Raw genomic sequence first — 18,233 nt, 5'->3', positions numbered from 1 at the left:
AACGCCGCATCAGAGATGCCGGCCCGCCTCGCCGGGCGGCTTTGATTCGAAGGAGCCACGATGCACACCGTCACGATCATCGGCGCCGGGCTCGGCGGACTCACGTTGGCCCGCGTCCTGCACGTCCACCAGATTCCGGTCGTGGTCTATGAGGCGGAGGCCTCGCCGACGGCGCGCGCGCAGGGCGGGATGCTCGACATCCACGACTACAACGGGCAGCTCGCCATCGAGGCGGCCGGTCTGATGGAGGAGTTCCGCGGCCTGGTCCTGGAGGGCCGCCAGGCGATGCGGATCCTGGGCCCAGACGGCGCCGTCCTGGTCGAGAAGGCCGACGACGGCACGGGCGGTCGCCCGGAGGCGCAGCGCGCCGACCTGCGGCAGATGCTGCTCGACGCGCTCCCGGCGGGCACCGTGCGGTGGAGGCGCAGGGTCAGCGGCGCCCGCGCCCTTGGCGGGGGCCGCCACGAGGTGACCTTCGCCGACGGCAGCACCGTCACCGCCGACCTGCTGGTCGGCGCGGACGGCGCGTGGTCACGGGTCCGGCCGCTGCTGTCGGAGGCGACACCTGTGTACGCCGGCACGTCGTTCGTCGAGACCTACCTGTTCGACGCCGACACCCGACACCCGGCCGCCGCGCGAGCGGTCGGCGGCGGGTCTCTGATGGCACCCGCACCCGACAGGGCGATCCACGCTCACCGGGAACGCGGCGACACCCTGCACACCTACGTGGAGCTCACCAAGCCGCAGGACTGGTTCGACGCCATCGATTTCACCGATGCCGCCGTGGCCACCGCGCGGATCGCGCAGGAGTTCGACGGCTGGGCCCCCGAGCTCACCGCGCTGATCACCGACGGCGACACCCCACCCGTCCTGCGCCCGCACTACACCCTGCCGGCCGGGCACCGGTGGGATCGGGTGCCGGGGGTGACCCTGGTCGGCGACGCCGCACACCTACAGGCCCCCAACGGCGAAGGCGCCAACCTGGCGATGTACGACGGCGCCGAACTAGGCAAAGCCCTCGCCGCACACCCCGACGACATCGAGGCCGCCCTCACCGAATACGAGCAGGCCATGTTCACCCGCAACAGCCAAGCCGACGCCGAAGCGGCCCGGCACCTTGAGGAGATGTTCGGCGACATCCCCGAAAGCCTGCTCGCTTTGATCCCCGGACACCAGCAGGACCAATGAGCCACTCCCGGCGCAGGCCTGGGGAGCGGCGAAGAATCGGAAGCTGATGTTCTGGCGGTGGTCCGGCGCGATCGAGGGCAGGAGTTCGCCGGGGACGTCACAGCCCTGGCCACGCAGCTCGCCGGCCAGCGGCAGTGCGTGCCGCCCAGGGCTCCCCCGCCGGCCCGACGACGGGCGGCAACTGGCCTCCGGGGAGGATCGGTCCGGATTTTGGCGCTAGAGAGTCGATCTTGACGACGATTCGGTGACGAGGGCTGTTTGCCCTGGTCGAGCGTCCTAGCGTGCCTGCTCATGCCTGTGGATTTCCTCTCAGATGAGCAAGTAGCCCGCTATCTCCGGTTCCGGCCCGAGGTGTCGGTGGCCGAGCTGGAGCAGTTCTTCCGGCTGGACGCCAAGGCGCTGGAAGCACTGGCGAGTAAGCGCCGCCCGGCGACGAAGCTGGGGTGGGCGGTGCAGTGGGGGACCGTGCGGATGCTCGGCGCCTTCCTGGCCGAAGACCCCCTGGACGTGCCGGGGCAGGTTCTGGAGTTCGTCGCCGAGCAGCTGGGCATCGACCCGGTGTGCGCGCCGGAGTACCTTATTTGGCCGAAGACCGCCTACGAGCACGCCTGGGAGATCCGGGACCTGATGGAGCTGTCGGAGTTCTCCAAACGTGAGCAGGAGGTCCGCGACTATCTGGCAGCCCGGGTGTGGTCGACGATCGAGGGGCCGCGGGCGCTGTTCGACCGCGCCGTGGTGCACATGCTGCGCGAGGGCATTCTGCTGCCTGCGGGGATCACCACGCTGACGCGGCTGATCAGCGAGGTGCGCCGGGCCGAGCACGCGCGGCTGTATCGCACGCTGGCCGAGCGCGCCGCCCCGGAGCCGCGCGGGCGGTTGTGGTGGCGGGCGATGCGTCAGGAGGTGGCGACGCAGTCTATTTCGATGTCGAAGGTCCCCGGCCAGGCCGGGACGTTCACGAAGATCCGGGCGGGTGGATCGCTGGGGAAGTAACGGGCGTAGACCGCGTTGACAGCAGCGAATTTCTCGATCGATGTGCAGTACACGGTGCATTTGAGAACGTTGCCCAGGGAGGAGCCGGCCGTCTCCAGGCAGAGTTTCATCTGCTCCAGGACGATTTCGGTCTGTCGTTCGATCGAGGCGCCCTCGATGACCTGGCCGGTGTCGGGGTCGAACGGCGGGAAACCCGATACGTACAGGGTCTCGCCGCTTCGGGTGACGGCCGAGGTCGGCGCCTTCCAGCGTTCCAGGTAGGTCGACAGGGGTTCGACGCGGATGGTCTCTCTTCCCATCAATGATCTCCTTTCACCGCGCACGGCCCTGCGGTACGAGCACGCTGGCGTCATGTGCACTTCGAGCCGCTCGAAATGTCACGACCTGTGCTGTCATCGGCTACGGGCGCCGGCGCCGGATGAGTTGGTCGGCCAGGCCGGGAAGGTCCGGTGCGATGAGGTTGGGTCGCGGCAGCGAGTCCACCGGCAGTGGCGCGTTGCCGGGCCGGGTGATCAGCCCGGCGGTGTAGCCGGCGCTCTGGGCTCCTACTGTGTCCCAGACGTGGCAGGCGATCATGCAGCAGGTGGACGGTGGTACGGCCAGCTCCTGGGCGACCAGGTGGTAGACCTGCGGGGCCGGTTTGTAGGCGCGGACGGTCTCGATGGTGAACTGCCGCTCGAAGAACGGCGCGAGTCCGGCGTGCTCCAGCGGGCTCGGCCCGCCCGGGTTGGCCGGTGAGTTGGTCAGGGTGACCAGGCGAAAACCCGCGTCCTTGAGCCGGGTCAGGCCCTGTTCGACGTCGGGGTGGGCGGGCATGGTCAGCATGGCCTGGCCGATCTCCTTCACGTCGCCGTCGGTGACGTGGACGCCGTGGATTTCGCCGACCATCTTCAGCAGCCCCTGGCCCAGGGTGAAGTACCCCTCGTACAGGCCGGACAGGGTGATGGTCATCGAGTACATGATCAGGTGGCCGAGCCACTCGCGCAGGACGCGCTTGTCGCCGAAGATCCGCTCGAAGATCGGGTTCATCGACTCGAAGTCGATCAGCGTCTCGTTCACGTCGAAGACGAGCACGCGGGGCTCGCCGCCGATCCACTCGCCGCCTGAGCCGGCGGGCGTGGTCAGGTTGTGGTGGTTCATCATTGTCGTCCACCCTCAAGGCTTATTCGATGGTCCGTGCCTGGGCTGGGCTGTGGTCACCAGTCGTCGGCGGCCACATACGGCCGGGTCCAGACGGTGACGTGCAGCATGACCGACTTGGTGAACGCGGCGTGCATGCGATCCACCAGCTCGGCCGGGGCGCCCGTGGCGGCCAGATACTCGCGCGCGGTGGCGATGACCACGGCGGTGAAGGCGAGCAGATAACGCATCGGGATGTGGTCGAGGGAGTCGGCGTGGTCGGTGGCGTTCTTCTTGGCCCGAGTGTGGCGCAGCCCGATCTCCTGCTGGTAGTTCAGCCAGTCTTGATCGAGCGGGCGGGTGCAGGCGTCGATGATGAACCGGTCGAAGCGCGGCTTGGACGCCGCGCCGTACCCCGGATTGGGCGTGCCGTCGGGGTAACCCGAGTAGGCCCGCATGAACGGCAGTTCGCCGAGCCGCTTGCGATAGGCCGTGACCATGTCGTCGGCCTGATCGGCCAGGACGCGCGCGGCTTCGAGTAGAGCCTGCTCGTCGTCGGGAGTGAGCCCCACCACGGCCTTGAGCCGTTCCAGGTCCTGCAGGGTCAACGGCGAGGTGGCGGCCTGCTCGGTGCCGTAGGTGTAGCCCGGGATCTCGTCGGCATGCTCGGTGACCAGTTTCGGTGTCGGCGTGTGATCGCTGGTCGCGTGGTCACTCATGGCAGAGGCTCCCTTGGTCGGTATGGCAATGCGGATCGCACCTGGATGGTTCACCGCACGCGCGCCGCGCCCGCCGGCACTGGTGTCGACGCCGCTGTGAACTCGCGCGTTTCTCCTCCGGCCGGCCGCTCAGCCCTCGCCGGGGGTCCTACCCGACGCTAATCGCCGAACGCTTCGATAGCGGCCGAATTGATCCGGGTTTAGCCTGGTCATATGGGACAGATGACGTCTGGGCTGCGGGCTGGTGGGGACACCAACATCGCCGTGATCGGCGCGCTGGTCGCCGATGCGGCCCGGTGCCGGATCCTGCTCGCTCTCGACGACGGCCGGGTGCTGCCCGCCAGCCGCCTGGCCGCCGAGGCCGGGGTCAGCCCGGCCACGGCCAGCAGCCACCTGGGCAAGCTGACCGAGGGCGGGCTGCTGGCTGTGCAGGCCCGTGGCCGCCACCGCTACTACCGCCTGGCCGGGCCCGCCGTCGCCCAGCTGATCGAGGCTCTGCAACAACTCGCGCCGCCCATGCCGATCCATTCGCTGCGCCAGCACACCCGGGCCCAGGCGCTGCGCGAGGCCCGTACCTGCTACGACCATCTGGCCGGACGTCTGGGCGTCGACATCATGGCCGCGATGATCGACCGTGGCCAGCTGAGCGGCGGCGACGGCACCTTCGATCCCGACCGCGCCCGGCACGACAAGCCCACCGGCTACGGCCACGACATCGGCTACGCGCTGACCGAATCCGGGCACACCCTCCTGACCGGCTTCGGCGTGCGCCTGCCTCCACACCGGCCGCTCATCCGCTACTGCGTCGACTGGAGCGAGCAGCGACACCACCTCGCCGGGGCTCTCGGCCGCGGCCTGCTGGAGCGGCTCACCGAGACCGGCTGGCTGCGCCGGGCCGAGGCCACCCGCGCCGTCCACATCACCGACACCGGACGGGAAGGGCTGCACGACGTCTTCGGCATCGACCCCCCATCACCGTGAGGCGTCACTGTGAACGAGCGGTGCTCCCTTGCTCGATCCGGTCTTCGACCGTCACGCCTAAGAGGTCCTAACGCAATGAAGTGAGGCGGCGCCAGCAGATGAGGGCGCAGGCCAGGCTGAGGAAGGCTTGGTGGATGTCGGCGCGGATCTCCCAGCGGATGCGCAGACGGCGGAAGGCGTGCAGCAAGGCGAAGGTCTGCTCGACGACGTATCGGTGTTTGCCCAGGCCGGAGCCGTGCTCGGTGCCGCGGCGAGCGATCAGAGGCCGGATCTGCAACTCACGGACCAACCGGCGGTACTTGTCGTGGTCGTAGCCGCGATCGGCCAGCACCACATCGGGGCGCTGGCAGGGACGGCCGCGCTTGCCGCGAACCTTGTTCCACTCCGCCAGGCGCCGCCAGCAGGTCATGCCCGAGCCATAGCCCAGTTCCTGCGGCAGATGCTCCTAGGCGATCCCGGTGTGCAGCACGAACAAGATGCCCTGCAACGCCAACCGGTCATCCAGCCGCCTGCGGCCCGGATGGCGATACCGCCGCTCATGCTTGGGCAGCAGCGGCTCGATGACCGCCCAGTGCGATGCTGGCTTCGGCGATGGGTTGGTTTTGATTCTCTTTAGTTGGAGGTTTAACATCTGATCGCCTTTACGATGTAGATCACTTGTGTCCAGATTTTTCCGCGCCTGAGCAGTAATCCCTTCCCTGGGACAGGACCTGCGGACGGCCCCCACGGTCAGGGCGTGTGACAACGCCGAGTCCGGCGCCGCACGGGTAACCGCTCGCCGAGCCGCCGGGGACCCGTTGTGGCGTACTTCTGCGTGCTGTTCTGCGTGGTTCGTGATCTTCGCCGTGGCTTGGATGGAGTGCGCCGGACAGGCATCGGGCCTGTTCAGTCATCGCAGGAGCGACCATGACAAGCATCACGAACATCGTGCTCGTGCACGGCGGCTTCGTGGACGGGTCCGGGTGGCAGGGCGTCTACGACGACCTGGCCAAGGACGGATTCCAGATTCGGATCGTGCAGAACCCGACGCTGTCGCTGGAGGGTGATGTCGCCGCGACCCGCCAGGTCCTCGACTCGCTCGACGGCCCGGCGGTGCTGGTCGGCCACTCCTATGGCGGGGTCGTCATCAGCGAGGCCGGCACCCACCCGAACGTGGCGGCGCTGGCCTACATCGCGGCGTTCGCGCCCGACAAGGGCGAGTCGGTCAGCACGCTCATCGCCGATCCGCCGCCCGGGGCGCCGGTCCCGCCGATCCTGCCGCCGCGCGACGGCTTCCTGTTCCTCGACCGGGACAAGTTCCACGGCGCGTTCGCCGCCGACCTGCCCGCCCGGACGGCCGAGTTCATGGCCGACGCGCAGGTCCCCTGGGGCGTGGACGCTCTCGGCGGGGCGGTCACCGAACCGGCCTGGCGACACAAGCCGTCCTGGTACCTGGTGGCCACCGAGGACCGGATGATCCCGCCACCGGCTCAGCGGGCCATGGCCGAGCGCTCCGGTGCGACCGTCGTCGAGGCCATTGGCAGCCACGCCGTCTACGTTTCGCAGCCCGCTGCGGTCGCCGACCTCATCCGCCAGGCCGCCGCCTGACAACGCCGCGCCGGCCCTGGCCAAGGGCGGGCGAATCCCTCCGGTCTGGGTGGCGCCGTTGCGCCCGGACCGCCACCGCGTTGCCATCGACTTCCGGCGCGGCGCAGCCCTGATCGTTGGGTGCGCGCCGCTCCCGGATCTCCCCTATATCGCTTCACCCGCTCCATTGGAGACCGCCATGAACCGTCCCACCGCATTGCCGCGCCGTATGGTGCTCGCCGTCGCCGTCAGCGGCCTGGCCGCCGCGCTGCTCACCGTGCCGGCCGCGTCCGCCGCCACCGCGAGCAGTGACACCAAACCCACGATCGTCCTGGTGCACGGCGGCTTCGCCGACGCGTCCAACTGGAACGGCGTGATCAGCCGGCTCCAGGCGAAGGGCTATCCGGTCATGGCCCCGGCCAACCCGCTGCGCGGCCTGCCCGTCGACGCGCCGTACATCGCCAGTGTCCTGAAGTCGATCGACGGTCCGATCGTGCTGGTCGGACACTCCTACGGCGGCGCCGTCATCACCAATGCCGCCGCCGACGCACCCAACGTCAAGGCGCTGGTCTATGTCGCCGCATTCGTCCCCGATGAGGGCGAGCAACTCGGTGTCCTGATCAACAAGTACCCCGGTACCCAGATCCCCGCCGCCGTCCAGGAGGTGCCCTATCCGAACCCGGACGGCAGCACCGGCGTGGACCTGTACCTGCGGGCCGACAAGTTCCGGGCCGCGTTCGCCGCGGACCTGCCCGTCTCCACCACCCGCGTGATGCAGGCAGGGCAGCGGCCCTTCAGTGCCTCGTCCTTCACCGACAAGACCACGGGCGTCGCCTGGCGCACCATCCCCTCGTGGGCGCTGGTGGCCACCCAGGACAAGGCCATCCCGCCGCAACTGGAGCGGTACATGTACAAGCGCGCCAAGTCCAAGGTCTACGAGACGGCCGCCTCGCACGTGCCGATGATCAGCCAGCCCGGCCTGGTGACCCGCATCATCCAGGACGCCGCGCATGCCGTCGACTGATCCGGCCTGATCCGGGGTGGAGACGGCGCGTGGACGCGTGCCGCTCCCCCCTTGAGCGCGCCGCGCGTGTTCCTGCTCGGACACTCCCACGGCGGGTTCGTGGCTCAGCATTACGCCGTGAGCCACGAACGCGGCAGCCTGCTGGGCCGGATCCTGTTCGACACCTGACCGCTCACCGGGGATGCTGCACGAAGGCATCCCGACTCCCGGTTCGTCCTACTACAAGACAGCGGGCATATGGGACATATAGAACAGTCCCACGACTTCGTCGCCGCGATCACCGGATTCGTGCAGGAGAGCCCATGCACCTGACCCAGCCCCTGCACCGCGCGCTCCAGCAGACTCCCGGCCTGCCCGCCACCATCCTCGGCGATCGGGTCCGAACCCACCGCGACGTCGCCGCACGCGTCGAGCGCCTGGCCGGAGCGCTATGTGAGCTGGGAGTCGGTGAAGGTGACCGGGTCGCCATCGTGGCCCTCAACTCCGACCGCTACCACGAATACCTGCTGGCCACGTGGTGGCGGGGCGCCGCGGTGAACCCGATCAACACCCGCTGGACCCCCGCCGAGACGGGCTATGCGCTTCGGGACTCGCAGACTTCGGTGCTGCTGGTGGACGATGCCTTCGCCGCCCAGGTTCCGGCCCTGCGCGCGGCCGCTCCCACGGTGACCACCGTGATCCACTGCGGTGACGGCCCAACCCCTGACGAGACGCTCTCCTACGAGGAACTCGTGGCCGACGCGCCGCCGGTGCCGGACGTACGCCGGGGTGGCGATGCCCTTGCCGGGGTGTTCTACACCGGCGGCACCACCGGCCGCCCCAAGGGGGTCATGCTCAGCCACACCAACCTGATCACCGCGGCGCTCGGCATCCTCTCGATGCGCGCCCTGGCCCATCCCGGCGGGCGCTTCCTTCACGTCGCCCCGCTGTATCACCTGGCCGGGCTGGCCTCCTGGACCGCGCAGAGCATGGTCGGCGGCACCCACATCATGGTCCCCGCCTTCGACCCCGTTCGCGTCCTGGCCGCCATCCAGGAGCACGGCGCCACCTCCACCTTCCTGGTACCGACGATAATCCAGGTCCTGGCCGACCACCCCCGGCTGCAGGACTACGACGTCTCCAGCCTGACCTCCATCACCTATGGCGCCGCCCCGATCTCCGAGGCAGTGCTGACCCGAGCCATGAAGGCGTTTCCCGAAGCCGGCTTCACCCAGGCGTACGGCATGACGGAGCTCGCCCCCGCGGCCACCCTGCTCACCGCGCAGGAGCACCTCGCCGGTGGTGCGCCGCTGCGCTCGGCGGGGCGAGCCGTCCCCCAGGTCGAGGTCCGCGTCATCGCCGAAGGCGGCCGGCCGGCACCGGCGGGCACCGTCGGCGAAGTCACGGTCAGGGGCGCCAACGTGATGCTCGGCTACTGGGGCATGCCCGAGGAAAGTGCCGAGGCGGTGCGCGATGGATGGATGCACACCGGCGACGGCGGCTACCTCGACGAGAACGGCTACCTCTACATCGTCGACCGGATCAAAGACATGATCATCACCGGGGGCGAGAACGTCTACTCCGCCGAGGTCGAGAACATCGTCGCCCAGCATCCCGCGGTGGCCTCGTGCGCCGTCATCGGCATACCGGACGCACGGTGGGGGGAGCGTGTTCACGCCGTCATCGTCCTGCGCGCCGGCGCGACCGCCACCGCCGAGGACATCCGGGCCCACGTCAAGGACCACATCGCCGGCTACAAGGCGCCGCGATCGTGCGAGTTCCGCGAGGCCTTGCCCGTATCCGGAGCCGGCAAGATCCTTAAGAGAGAGCTGCGCAAGCCGTACTGGGCCGACGCCGACCGTTCAGGGGGCTGAGCCCCGCGGGACGGCGTATCGATGTCCCCAAGGCTGAGCGTAGGGTCGACCCGTGGGCTCGACTATGGGTGGGAGACCTTCCTCCGGCGGTGATCCGGCGGGATCGCTGATGGGCCGCGAACGGGATCTCGCCCGGATCGGCGACTTCGCCGACCAAGCCGCCTTCCAGGGCGGCGCGTTCATGCTGCTGGGCGAAGCCGGTGTCGGCAAGTCCGCGCTGCTGGACGTCGCCGCGGCACGGGCGACGGCCGCCGGCCACAGGGTGTTACGCGCCTCCGGCGCGCAGTTCGAGGCCGAGGTGAGCTTCGCCGGCCTCCACCAGGTTCTCAGTCCGCTCTTCGCGAGCCTGCCGGCCCTCAGTCCGGCGCACGAGCGGGCGTTGAGCGTCGCACTGGGGCTGGGCGAAGGAGCCCCGCCAGGCCAGCTCCTCGTGGCCAACGCGGCGCTGCTGCTACTTCGCCAGGCCGCCGTCCCGCGCCCGCTGCTGGTGATCGTCGATGACATCGCGTGGCTGGATCGGGCCAGCGCCGTCGTTCTGGGCTTTGTGGCGCGCCGCCTCACCGGCAGCCGGGTCGGACTGCTCGCGGCGTCCCGCTCGGGTGAGGAGAGCTTCTTCGAGTACGGCGGGCTGCCCGGCTATGAGCTCCAGCCGCTGGACGAGCGGGGCGCGGCAGACCTGTTGAAAGCGCATTTCCCGGCGCTGGCGCCCAGGGCCCGCCAGCGGCTGCTGGCCGACGCTCAGGGCAACCCGCTGGCCCTGCTGGAGTTGCCGGTGGCACTCAGCGACTTCCAGCGGGTCTCGGGAAACACGCTGCCTCCGGTTCTGCCGCTCAGCGGGCGCCTGCAGGCGGTGTTCGCCGCACGGATCAAGGATCTACCCGCCGCGACGTACGACCTGCTGCTGCTTGCCGTACTCGACGGGACCAGCGACCTGGACGTCCTGGGGAACACGGACGCGCTGGCCCCCGCGGAACGGGCGCGGCTGATCAGGATCGAGCAGAAACTGGTCTTCCGCCATCCGCTGATCGGCTCGGCGGTGGTGGAGCTGTCCACGAATGAACAGCGCCGCCGGGCCCACCGGTTGCTGGCCGTACGGCTCGCCGGTCAGCGTGAACGGCGAGCCTGGCACCTGGCCGAGGCGGCGGAGGGACCTGACGAGAAGGTCGCCGGGCTCCTTCAGTCGGTCGCGCACGCCAACCTCCGGCGTGGGGACGGTGTCGCCGCCATCGCCCAACTCCTGCGCGCCGCCGAGCTGAGCCCGGCCGGCATCGACCGGGCCGGACGGCTGGGGGAAGCCGCCTACCTTGGCTCGATCGTGAACGGTGACCTGCGCGATGCTCCGCATCTGCTGGAACGTGCCCGCCGCGCGGACTCGCGTGGCGAGTCGCTGGCCACCGCGGTCGGCGGCACCTACCACTTGCTCCACGGCGACGGTGACGTGGACAGCGCGCACCGGCTGATGGCCGGCGCGATCGAGATGCTGGCCGATCCCGGTGACGCCCACAACAAGCCCCTCATCGAGGGGTTGTACACCCTGCTCATGGTGTGCTTCTTCGGCGGGCGTGCCGAGCTGTGGGAAGCCTTCCACAGGGCGATCGCCCGTCTCCGGCCGGGGCCTCCCGAACTGCTGGACATCCTCGGCAAGACCTTCTCCGACCCGGCCCGCCTGGCGCCGCCGGTGCTCGATCGGCTGGACGCCGTCATCGCGGGACTGAACAAGGAGATCGTCCCGGCGCGTATCTGCCGCATCGGCATCGCCGGTTCCTACGTCGACCGGCTGGGGCAGTGCCGCGACGGGTTGTGGCGGGTCGTCGGCCACGGCCGCGACGGCGGAGCCGTCACCGCGGCGATCGAGGCGCTGTTCCTGCTGGGCAACGACGCCTTCCTCGTAGGCGAATGGGAGGAGATGGAGCAGGTCGTCGAAGAGGGTCTGATGCTGTGCGACAAGCACGGCTACCGGCTGCTGGCCTGGTCCGGGGTCTACCTGAAGGCGATGCTGGCCGCCGCGCGCGGGCAGGACGACACCGCCACGACGCTGGCCGACCAGATGACCCGATGGGCGACGCCGCGAAGGGCCCGCGCGATCCAGTGCTACGCCTGGCACGTCAGGACGCTGGTGGCGCTGGCCAGGGCCGACTTCGAGGAGGCTTACCGGCAGTCCGCCGCCATCAGCCCGGCGGGTGTGCTCGCCTCGCACGTCCCGCACGCGCTGCGGAACATCACCGACCTGGTCGAGGCCGCCGTGCGGACCGGCCGTCAGGCCGAGGCGGCCGCTCATGCCGCCGCCGTCGGACAGGCCGGGCTGGCCGTGATCTCGCCGCGGCTGGCGATGGCCACCGGCGCCTCGGCGGCCATGGTCGCCCCCGTCGGGCGGTACGAGCGGTTGTTCGAGGCCGCGCTGTCCACCGCCGGCGCGGAGCGCTGGCCGTTCGAGCGGGCCCGCCTGCAGCTCGTCTACGGCGAGCGGCTGCGCCGCGACCGGGCCACCACCGAGGCCCGCGCCCAGCTGGCCGCCGCGCTCGACACCTTCCGCAGCCTCGACGCCCGGCCGTGGGTGGCCAGAGCAGGCACCGAACTGCGGGCGACGGGACGGTCCATCCGCCACGGCGAGGCGACGGGGATGGCCTCGCTCACTCCCCAGCAGCAGGAGATCGCCAGGCTGGCAGCGGCGGGGCTGAGCAACAAGCAGATCGGCGAGCGGCTGTTCCTGTCTCCGCGCACCGTCGCGAACCACCTGTACCAGCTGTTCCCGAAGCTCGGCGTGGCCTCGCGGGCCGCCCTCCGCGACGCGCTGACGACCACGCCGCAGGAGCCGCCGGGCTGAATCACCGGTGGATCCAAGTCAAATGACTCAATCGAGCCCTTCGCCCGGCGACCTAGCGTGAAAGGCCTTCCCATCGGCGAAGGAGCACAGCATGAGCGCGCAATCGGCGCCCCCGAGCATCGTCCTGGTCCACTGCGGGTTCGTGGACGGGTCCGGCCGGCAGGGCGTCCATGTCGCCGACCCGGCCGTGGTCGCCGCCGTCATCGCCCGGGCCGCCGCCGCGAACCGTCCCTGAGCGACCCGTGTCCACCACCGCACCCGGCTTCGGGGAACTGCTGCGTCGCCACCGGCACGCGGCCCGCATGACCCTCGAACAACTCGCCGAAGCGTCGGGGGTCAGCGCCCGGACGCTGTCGGACATGGAGCGCGGACGCAGCAAGGGGCCCCAGCACCGCACCGTCACCGCCCTCGCCGAGGCGCTCGACCTGGGCGAGGCCGACCGCACGCAGCTCATCGACCAGGCCAGGGACGGCCGTCTGCGCGATCACTGGACGCGCCCGACCGGCCTGTGCGAGCTGCCCCGATCCGTTGACGACTTCACCGGCCGCGCGGCCGAGCTGGCCTGGACGAACGACTTCTTGCACGCCGGTCACACGCCCGGCGCGGCAGGGGTGGCCCTCATCACCGGCTCGGCCGGGCTGGGCAAGACCACGCTCGCCGTCCGCGCCGCCCACGCCCTGCGGCCGCACTTTCCTGACGGGGTGTTCTTCACCGACCTGTTCGGCATGTCCCCCCAGCCGCTCGCCGTCGACGACGCCTTGACGCAGTTGCTTCGCGCGCTCGGCACCACGGACCGGCAGATGCCGCACGACACCTCCGCACGCGCCTCGCTGTACCGGTCGCTGCTGCGGGAAAGGCGCGTTCTGGTCGTGCTCGACAACGCCGCGTCTGAGGAGCAGATCCGTCCGCTCCTGCCCGGCGACGGCCTGAGCAGAACGCTCGCCACGAGCCGGCGGCTGCTGCCGGGCCTGGAGGGCGTCCACCGGCTGGGTCTCGGTCCCCTGCCGGAGGCGGAGGCCGCGGAGCTGCTGGCCGCGATCATGGGAGCGCGCGGTTCCGCGGACCACGGCGCGGCGATCACCGAGCTGGCCCACCTGTGCGGCGGCCTCCCCCTGGCCCTGCGCATCGTCGGGAACCGGCTGGTCAGCCGGCCCGGCTGGCAGGCCTCCGACCTGGTCACCCGGCTGGCCGATGAGCAGCGCCGCCTCGACCAGCTCAGAGCCGGGGACCTCAAGATCGCCAACGCGTTCGCCATGTCGTACGAACAGCTCGCGGACCTGGCGCGGCGAGTCTTCCGCCGGCTCGCTCTGGTGCCCGGCCGGGACTTCGACGCCGCGCTCGCCGCGGTGGCCGGCGGCACGTCGATCGAGGACGCCTGGGACGCCCTCGACGAGCTCGTGGACCTCGGCCTGCTGCATGACAGCACCTCCGGCCGCTACCGCTTCCACGACCTCGTCCGGCTCTTCGCCCGGGACAGGCTGCAGGCCGAGGACGCCGCCTCCGAACGCGCCGAGATCACCGGGCGGATGACGTCGTGGCTGCTGCGGGTGGCCACCATCGCCGGGCGATGGTTCGAACCCGCCTACGGCCTTCCTGACCGGGCGGGCACCGACCTGTCCTCCCCGGAGGAGGCCGAGCGGTGGCTGCGCGTGAACGTCGACAACTGGATGGGAGCGTTGCGGCACGCGGCGAGCAGCTCCCGGCACGCCGAGGTCCTGGACTGCGCCGAGTCGATGCACTGGTTCTCCGCCCGGTGGATCCACGGGCCGCACCTGAAGGAGGTGTTCACGCTCGGCGCCGCGGCCGCCGCCGCCCTGGGCGATCCGGCGCAGCAGGCCACTCAGCTCAACTACCTGGCGTGGGTTCATCTGGTGCCGCCTCCCGACCCGGAAACCGCGCAGCTGCACGCGGCCCAGGCGCTGGACCTGGCCACCCGCGGCGGCGCCACGGCACAGGTCGCGTGGGCCCACAACAACGCGGGAGCCGCGCTCCGACGGCTCGGACGGCACGGCGAGGCGGCCGAGTCGTTCGCCCGCTCGGCGGGGATCTTCAAGTCCGCCGGCGACATCGACGGCTACAGCCAGGCCCTCAGCGGACTCGGCGACTGCCTCTACGACCAGGGCCGCCTCGAGGAGGCGCTGGAGGAGTACCTCGGCCTGTGCGCCCTGCTGGACGACGACCGGTCGGGGATGACGCCGAGCATCGCGGACATCGGCCGGACACACGCGCGGTTCCGCCTCGGCATGTGCCTGCGCTCGCTCGGCCGCCGAGCAGAGGCGATCACCGAGCTCACCGGGGCGGTGGACCTCATGGAGAAGCTCCAGTTGTCCAACTATCTCCAGGCCCTCGCGCTGGAGAACCTCGCGGCCGCCCTGGCCGAGGAGGGGCGTACCGAGGAGAGCCGTCAGGCGTACGCGCGCGCGGCCGAGGTCTTCGAGGCGATCGGTGACGCCGAGGCGGGCGGGCGCTGCCGCGAGCGGGAGACCGCCGCCGATAAGGGGGGACTCTCTTAATGACCAGCCTGGACGCGCAGGTGGCCGATGCCGTCGAAGACCTCTGACATCCGGGATTCCTGACGCAGCAGTGCATGATCGTCGGTCACGCCCGCGGGACGCGCCAGGGGCGGCTCCGTCACGCGAGCACCCGGCGGGTCGGCGATTCGAGCGACGTCACAAGCTCCTCTCAGTGGGAGGATTCGCGGTTGAACAGTCGTTTCGACCAGAGGTATCCTCCCAGCGCGATGACGGCGCACCAGGCGAGCGCGATCCACGCGTTGTTCCCGATCGGCTTGTCCGTCAGCAGGCCGCGCAGGGTTTCGATGATCGGCGTGAACGGCTGGTACTCGGCGAACCAGCGCAGACCGGCCGGCATGGAGTCGGTGGGGACGAACCCGCTGCCGAGGAAGGGCAGCAGGACAAGCGGCATGGGCAGGTTGCTCGCGGTCTCGACGCTCTTGCTCACCTGGCCGAGCGCGACCGACAACCAGATGAGTGCGAAGGTCACCGCCACCAGGAAACCGGCCGTGGCCAGCCACGCGCCCAGCCCGGCGGTGGGCCGGAAGCCGACCAGCAACGCCACGCCGATCACGACCGCCAGGCTGAACACCGCCTGGATCAGGCTGCCCAGGACGTGTCCGGTCAGTACCGAGACGCGGGCGATGTGCATGGTGCGAAACCGGGTGATGATGCCTTCGGTCATGTCCATGGCGATCGAGATCGCGGTCCCCTGGACCGTGGCCGTCACGGTCATCAGGATGATCGCGGGCGCCACGTAGTTGGCGTACGCGGCGCGCCCGCCCGCCCCGCCGCCGGGGACCGGCCCGCCGAGCCCGGCGCCCAGCGTGCCGCCGAGCACGTAGACGAACAGCAGCAGGAAGACGACGGGCATCCCGACGAGCGTCACGGTCATCGACGGGTAGCGCAGCATGCGCTTGAGGTTGCGGCGCAGCATCGTCGCCGAGTCGCGTAGCGGATGGAAACGGAGGCCGGCCGGAGCCGGGCCGGTGAGGGCGCGGGTGCTCATCGAGGGGTCACCTTCTCGTTGGTGGAGTCGCCGGTGAGGGCGAGGAAGACGTCGTCGAGATCGGGGGTGTGCACGGACAGCTCGTCGACCTCGATGGCCAGGTCGTCGAGCCGGCCGATCAGGGTCTTCAGCGAGCGCAGGCTGCCATCGCTGGGCACGCGCAGGGCGAGCGCGTCGTTGTCGCGCGAGGCCTGGCCCAGCACGCGCATGGCCGCGTCGAGGCCCTGCGGGTCGGCGAACCGCAGGCGAACGTGTCCACCGGGGATGCGGCGCTTCAGTTCCTCCGCGGTTCCCTCGGCGACCACCCGGCCATGGTCGAGGACCGCGATCCGGTCGGCCAGTTCGTCGGCTTCCTCCAGGTACTGCGTGGTCAGGAAGATGGTGACGCCGCCGGCCACCAGGTCCCGGACGATCTGCCACATGTTCCGGCGGCTGCGCGGGTCCAGTCCGGTGGTCGGCTCGTCGAGGAAGATCACTCGGGGGCTGCCGACCAGGGTCATCGCCAGGTCGAGCCGCCGCCGCATGCCCCCGGAGTAGGTCGATGCCGGCTTCCCGCCCGCCTCGGTCAGGTCGAACTGTTCGAGCAGCCGGGTGGCGCGCCGCCGGCCTTCGTCCCGGGCGAGGTGGTGCAGATCCGCCATCAGCAGCAGGTTCTCCTCGCCGGTGAGCAGGTTGTCCACCGCGGAGAACTGACCGGTGACACCGATCGCGGCGCGCACCGCGTCCGGTTCGCGGGCGAGGTCGTGCCCGGCGACCTGGACGTCACCGGCGTCGGCACTGATCAAAGTGGACAGGATCTTGACCGTGGTGGTCTTCCCGGCGCCGTTCGCGCCGAGCAGCGAGAAGACCGTCCCCGGTTGCACGTTCAGATCGAGACCGTCGAGCACGACCTGGTCGCCGAACGACTTCCGCAGCCCGGTCGCGGCGATCGCCGGTCGGGATTGCTTGATGGTCATGGTTTGCCTTTCTCCAGGGCCAGAAGTGGATCAGGAGCGGTGGATGGTGATGTCGCCGTAGGAGGTGTGGCCGCGCACCTCGACGGTCTCATCGGCCTCTTCGGGCCGGGTGGCGTTCTCCAGCAGGTTGCGCACGTGCCCGAATCCGGTGTCCACCGCCAGCCAGGCGGCGGTGCCCTCGGCGATGCCGATCTCCAGGTCGCCCGTGCCGGTCCCGAGGACGACCGAACCGCGGACCACCTCGCCGAGGCGGATGCTGCCGTTGGACGTCTTCGCGTCAACGCCGGCGCCGGCCCGCTCGACGTGGATGTCGCCGTTGGCCGCGCGCACCCGCACGTCGCCGGTGACCGCGTCGATCGTGGTGGCGCCGTTGGAGTTCTTGACCACCGCGGTGCCCTGGACCTCGCCGATCCGGACCTTGCCGGAGCCGGTGGAGATCTCGGCGTTGCCCGTGATGCCGTCGGCGGTGACGTGACCGGCCGACGTGTCCAGGCGCAGCGGGCCGGTTCGTTCGAGCCAGAAGTTCCCGGCGGAGGTCTTGAGCCTGCACTCCCCGAGCCGACCGGCACAGCGGAAGTCGCCCGCCTGCGTCTCGGCGGACACCTGGGAGCCGCTGGGCAGTTCTATGGACACGTCGACCGACCTGGTCTTGCGGGAGAAGTCGAAAGCGCGCGCCTTCGGACCGGTGACCCGGAGCATGCCGTTGGCGTAGTCGACACGGACCTGCTGAGCGGCTTTCACGTCGGACTCGTCCGCTTCGTCGCTCGGGCGGACCTCGACGACGGTGTCGGTCCGGTCGCTCGCGGCGATCCGCACCTCGCCGACGCCGAGTTCGAGGGTGACGGAAATCGGTTCGGGCGTCTCGTAATTTGGCATGGTCGTCCCCGCATCGTGGGTAGGTGAGCCGTCCCCGCAGGTCGGGGACGTGGTATGAGGAAGGCGTGCGGTGCGGCTAGCGCACCCAGCCGGTGAAGCCCTGCTTGGCCCGTTTGCCGCTGCCGCGTTGCTCGAGACGCTGATCGCGATCGGATCGCTGCAGGGCGGCGGCGGCCGCCCGGACCAGCCAGGCGTTGACCGAGCGCCCCTCCTTGGCCGCGGCCTCCTCGATCGCGGCCTTGAGCTGCTCGGGCAGGCGTACGTTGATCCGCGCGACAGGGCCGTCTTCGGCGATCAGCAGCTCGCTGTCCGGCGTGCCGTCAACGGTCGCCGCAGCGTCCTCGGCCGCAAGCTGGAGCGGCTCGGCGGGTGGCGAGGTCACGACGAAGTTCGGATCGCGTCCGCGCAGGCGCAGTTCCACCGAACCCGGAGCCAGGTCCCGAGTGATCTCGTCGGCGGCGGCCGACAGCGCGTCCAGCAGCGTCATCCGGATCGCCGACTCGAGCGACCCGGTCAGGCGCTCGACCAGCGCACGCGCCTCCTCACCGCCGGCTTCGGCAAGCGTGGCGAACTCACGTCCGAGGTTGCTCACATACGTGGTCAAGTCCATGG

General features: G+C 70.3%; 17 protein-coding genes and 1 pseudogene. 9 read left to right on the top strand and 9 right to left on the bottom strand.

Annotated elements, in window-relative coordinates:
* The first annotated feature begins 60 nt into the window (after positions 1–60).
* Positions 61–1,188, top strand: coding sequence for an FAD-dependent oxidoreductase (locus DQ384_RS23410; protein ID WP_114031014.1), 1,128 nt, complete (start codon positions 61–63; stop codon positions 1,186–1,188).
* 291 nt (positions 1,189–1,479) lie between these two features.
* The gene (locus tag DQ384_RS23405; protein WP_147268872.1) at positions 1,480–2,181 is read left to right on the top strand and encodes a DUF4158 domain-containing protein; all 702 of its coding nucleotides are present in this window, start codon (positions 1,480–1,482) and stop codon (positions 2,179–2,181) included.
* Here the strand turns inward: DQ384_RS23405 and DQ384_RS23400 are convergent.
* From DQ384_RS23400 to DQ384_RS23390, 3 genes are all read right to left on the bottom strand, one after another.
* Entirely contained in the window at positions 2,085–2,480 is a 396-nt protein-coding gene (locus DQ384_RS23400; RefSeq protein WP_114031012.1) for a RidA family protein, read from the bottom strand. The genes DQ384_RS23405 and DQ384_RS23400 overlap by 97 nt on opposite strands.
* A 100-nt stretch (positions 2,481–2,580) precedes the next feature.
* Positions 2,581–3,324 (bottom strand): haloacid dehalogenase type II, encoded by a 744-nt coding sequence (locus DQ384_RS23395; RefSeq protein ID WP_220183084.1) that lies wholly within the window; start codon positions 3,322–3,324, stop codon positions 2,581–2,583.
* A gap of 53 nt (positions 3,325–3,377) precedes the next feature.
* Positions 3,378–4,019: a protoglobin domain-containing protein gene (locus tag DQ384_RS23390; protein WP_114031011.1), complete on the bottom strand. Its 642-nt coding sequence runs from the start codon at positions 4,017–4,019 to the stop codon at positions 3,378–3,380.
* A 213-nt stretch (positions 4,020–4,232) separates the two neighbouring features.
* Here DQ384_RS23390 and DQ384_RS23385 point away from each other — a divergent pair, with 213 nt between their 5' ends.
* Positions 4,233–5,000, top strand: coding sequence for an ArsR/SmtB family transcription factor (locus DQ384_RS23385; protein WP_245966710.1), 768 nt, complete (start codon positions 4,233–4,235; stop codon positions 4,998–5,000).
* Between the two features lie 67 nt (positions 5,001–5,067).
* Here the strand turns inward: DQ384_RS23385 and DQ384_RS23380 are convergent.
* Positions 5,068–5,631, bottom strand: a pseudogene (locus DQ384_RS23380) (transposase).
* Positions 5,632–5,906: 275 nt separating this feature from the next.
* On the opposite strand from DQ384_RS23380, the gene DQ384_RS23375 reads away from it, so the two are divergent.
* The 6 genes from DQ384_RS23375 (at position 5,907) to DQ384_RS23355 (ending at position 14,780) form a co-directional block, all read left to right on the top strand.
* A complete protein-coding gene (locus DQ384_RS23375; protein WP_114031010.1) occupies positions 5,907–6,587 on the top strand; it encodes an alpha/beta fold hydrolase in 681 nt (226 codons plus the stop codon).
* Positions 6,588–6,765: 178 nt separating this feature from the next.
* Positions 6,766–7,590, top strand: a complete 825-nt coding sequence (locus DQ384_RS23370; protein ID WP_114031009.1) for an alpha/beta fold hydrolase — start codon at positions 6,766–6,768, stop codon at positions 7,588–7,590.
* 302 nt (positions 7,591–7,892) lie between these two features.
* Entirely contained in the window at positions 7,893–9,443 is a 1,551-nt protein-coding gene (locus DQ384_RS23365; protein ID WP_114031008.1) for an acyl-CoA synthetase, read from the top strand.
* A gap of 109 nt (positions 9,444–9,552) precedes the next feature.
* The gene (locus DQ384_RS23360; protein ID WP_220183083.1) at positions 9,553–12,267 is read left to right on the top strand and encodes a helix-turn-helix transcriptional regulator; all 2,715 of its coding nucleotides are present in this window, start codon (positions 9,553–9,555) and stop codon (positions 12,265–12,267) included.
* Between the two features lie 91 nt (positions 12,268–12,358).
* Positions 12,359–12,502, top strand: coding sequence for a hypothetical protein (locus DQ384_RS41445; protein ID WP_181871358.1), 144 nt, complete (start codon positions 12,359–12,361; stop codon positions 12,500–12,502).
* Positions 12,503–12,509: 7 nt separating this feature from the next.
* On the top strand, positions 12,510–14,780 hold the full coding sequence (locus DQ384_RS23355) for an ATP-binding protein (protein WP_181871357.1): 2,271 nt from the start codon (positions 12,510–12,512) through the stop codon (positions 14,778–14,780).
* Here the strand turns inward: DQ384_RS23355 and DQ384_RS43695 are convergent.
* The 5 genes from DQ384_RS43695 to DQ384_RS23335 form a co-directional block, all read right to left on the bottom strand.
* Complete coding sequence (locus DQ384_RS43695; protein ID WP_281274089.1) at positions 14,777–14,902, bottom strand: hypothetical protein; 126 nt, start codon at positions 14,900–14,902, stop codon at positions 14,777–14,779. The two genes, DQ384_RS23355 and DQ384_RS43695, sit on opposite strands and share 4 nt — an antisense overlap.
* A gap of 47 nt (positions 14,903–14,949) precedes the next feature.
* A complete protein-coding gene (locus tag DQ384_RS23350; protein WP_114031005.1) occupies positions 14,950–15,789 on the bottom strand; it encodes an ABC transporter permease in 840 nt (279 codons plus the stop codon).
* Entirely contained in the window at positions 15,786–16,745 is a 960-nt protein-coding gene (locus DQ384_RS23345) for an ATP-binding cassette domain-containing protein (protein WP_114031004.1), read from the bottom strand. Before DQ384_RS23345 ends, DQ384_RS23350 begins: the two co-directional genes overlap by 4 nt.
* A 30-nt stretch (positions 16,746–16,775) precedes the next feature.
* Positions 16,776–17,621 (bottom strand): DUF4097 family beta strand repeat-containing protein, encoded by an 846-nt coding sequence (locus tag DQ384_RS23340; protein ID WP_114031003.1) that lies wholly within the window; start codon positions 17,619–17,621, stop codon positions 16,776–16,778.
* Positions 17,622–17,697: 76 nt separating this feature from the next.
* Positions 17,698–18,231: a YlcI/YnfO family protein gene (locus tag DQ384_RS23335; protein ID WP_114031002.1), complete on the bottom strand. Its 534-nt coding sequence runs from the start codon at positions 18,229–18,231 to the stop codon at positions 17,698–17,700.
* Positions 18,232–18,233: the final 2 nt, after the last annotated feature.

It is taken from the genome of Sphaerisporangium album, assembly GCF_003323745.1.
Classification (GTDB): Bacteria; Actinomycetota; Actinomycetes; order Streptosporangiales; family Streptosporangiaceae; genus Sphaerisporangium; species Sphaerisporangium album.
This window is presented reverse-complemented; position numbering and strand designations above follow the sequence as displayed.

Excerpts from the sequence above, each read along its gene's own strand:
- DQ384_RS23390 (WP_114031011.1), bottom strand. The coding sequence starts at position 4,019 with ATGAGTGACCACGCGACCAGCGATCACACGCCGACACCGAAACTGGTC.
- DQ384_RS23410 (WP_114031014.1), top strand. The coding sequence starts at position 61 with ATGCACACCGTCACGATCATCGGCGCCGGGCTCGGCGGACTCACGTTG.
- DQ384_RS23370 (WP_114031009.1), top strand. The coding sequence starts at position 6,766 with ATGAACCGTCCCACCGCATTGCCGCGCCGTATGGTGCTCGCCGTCGCC.
- DQ384_RS23335 (WP_114031002.1), bottom strand. The coding sequence starts at position 18,231 with ATGGACTTGACCACGTATGTGAGCAACCTCGGACGTGAGTTCGCCACG.
- DQ384_RS23365 (WP_114031008.1), top strand. The coding sequence starts at position 7,893 with ATGCACCTGACCCAGCCCCTGCACCGCGCGCTCCAGCAGACTCCCGGC.
- DQ384_RS23360 (WP_220183083.1), top strand. The coding sequence starts at position 9,553 with ATGGGCCGCGAACGGGATCTCGCCCGGATCGGCGACTTCGCCGACCAA.
- DQ384_RS41445 (WP_181871358.1), top strand. The coding sequence starts at position 12,359 with ATGAGCGCGCAATCGGCGCCCCCGAGCATCGTCCTGGTCCACTGCGGG.
- DQ384_RS23405 (WP_147268872.1), top strand. The coding sequence starts at position 1,480 with ATGCCTGTGGATTTCCTCTCAGATGAGCAAGTAGCCCGCTATCTCCGG.
- DQ384_RS23395 (WP_220183084.1), bottom strand. The coding sequence starts at position 3,324 with ATGATGAACCACCACAACCTGACCACGCCCGCCGGCTCAGGCGGCGAG.
- DQ384_RS23340 (WP_114031003.1), bottom strand. The coding sequence starts at position 17,621 with ATGCCAAATTACGAGACGCCCGAACCGATTTCCGTCACCCTCGAACTC.
- DQ384_RS23385 (WP_245966710.1), top strand. The coding sequence starts at position 4,233 with ATGGGACAGATGACGTCTGGGCTGCGGGCTGGTGGGGACACCAACATC.
- DQ384_RS23345 (WP_114031004.1), bottom strand. The coding sequence starts at position 16,745 with ATGACCATCAAGCAATCCCGACCGGCGATCGCCGCGACCGGGCTGCGG.
- DQ384_RS23350 (WP_114031005.1), bottom strand. The coding sequence starts at position 15,789 with ATGAGCACCCGCGCCCTCACCGGCCCGGCTCCGGCCGGCCTCCGTTTC.
- DQ384_RS23400 (WP_114031012.1), bottom strand. The coding sequence starts at position 2,480 with ATGGGAAGAGAGACCATCCGCGTCGAACCCCTGTCGACCTACCTGGAA.
- DQ384_RS23375 (WP_114031010.1), top strand. The coding sequence starts at position 5,907 with ATGACAAGCATCACGAACATCGTGCTCGTGCACGGCGGCTTCGTGGAC.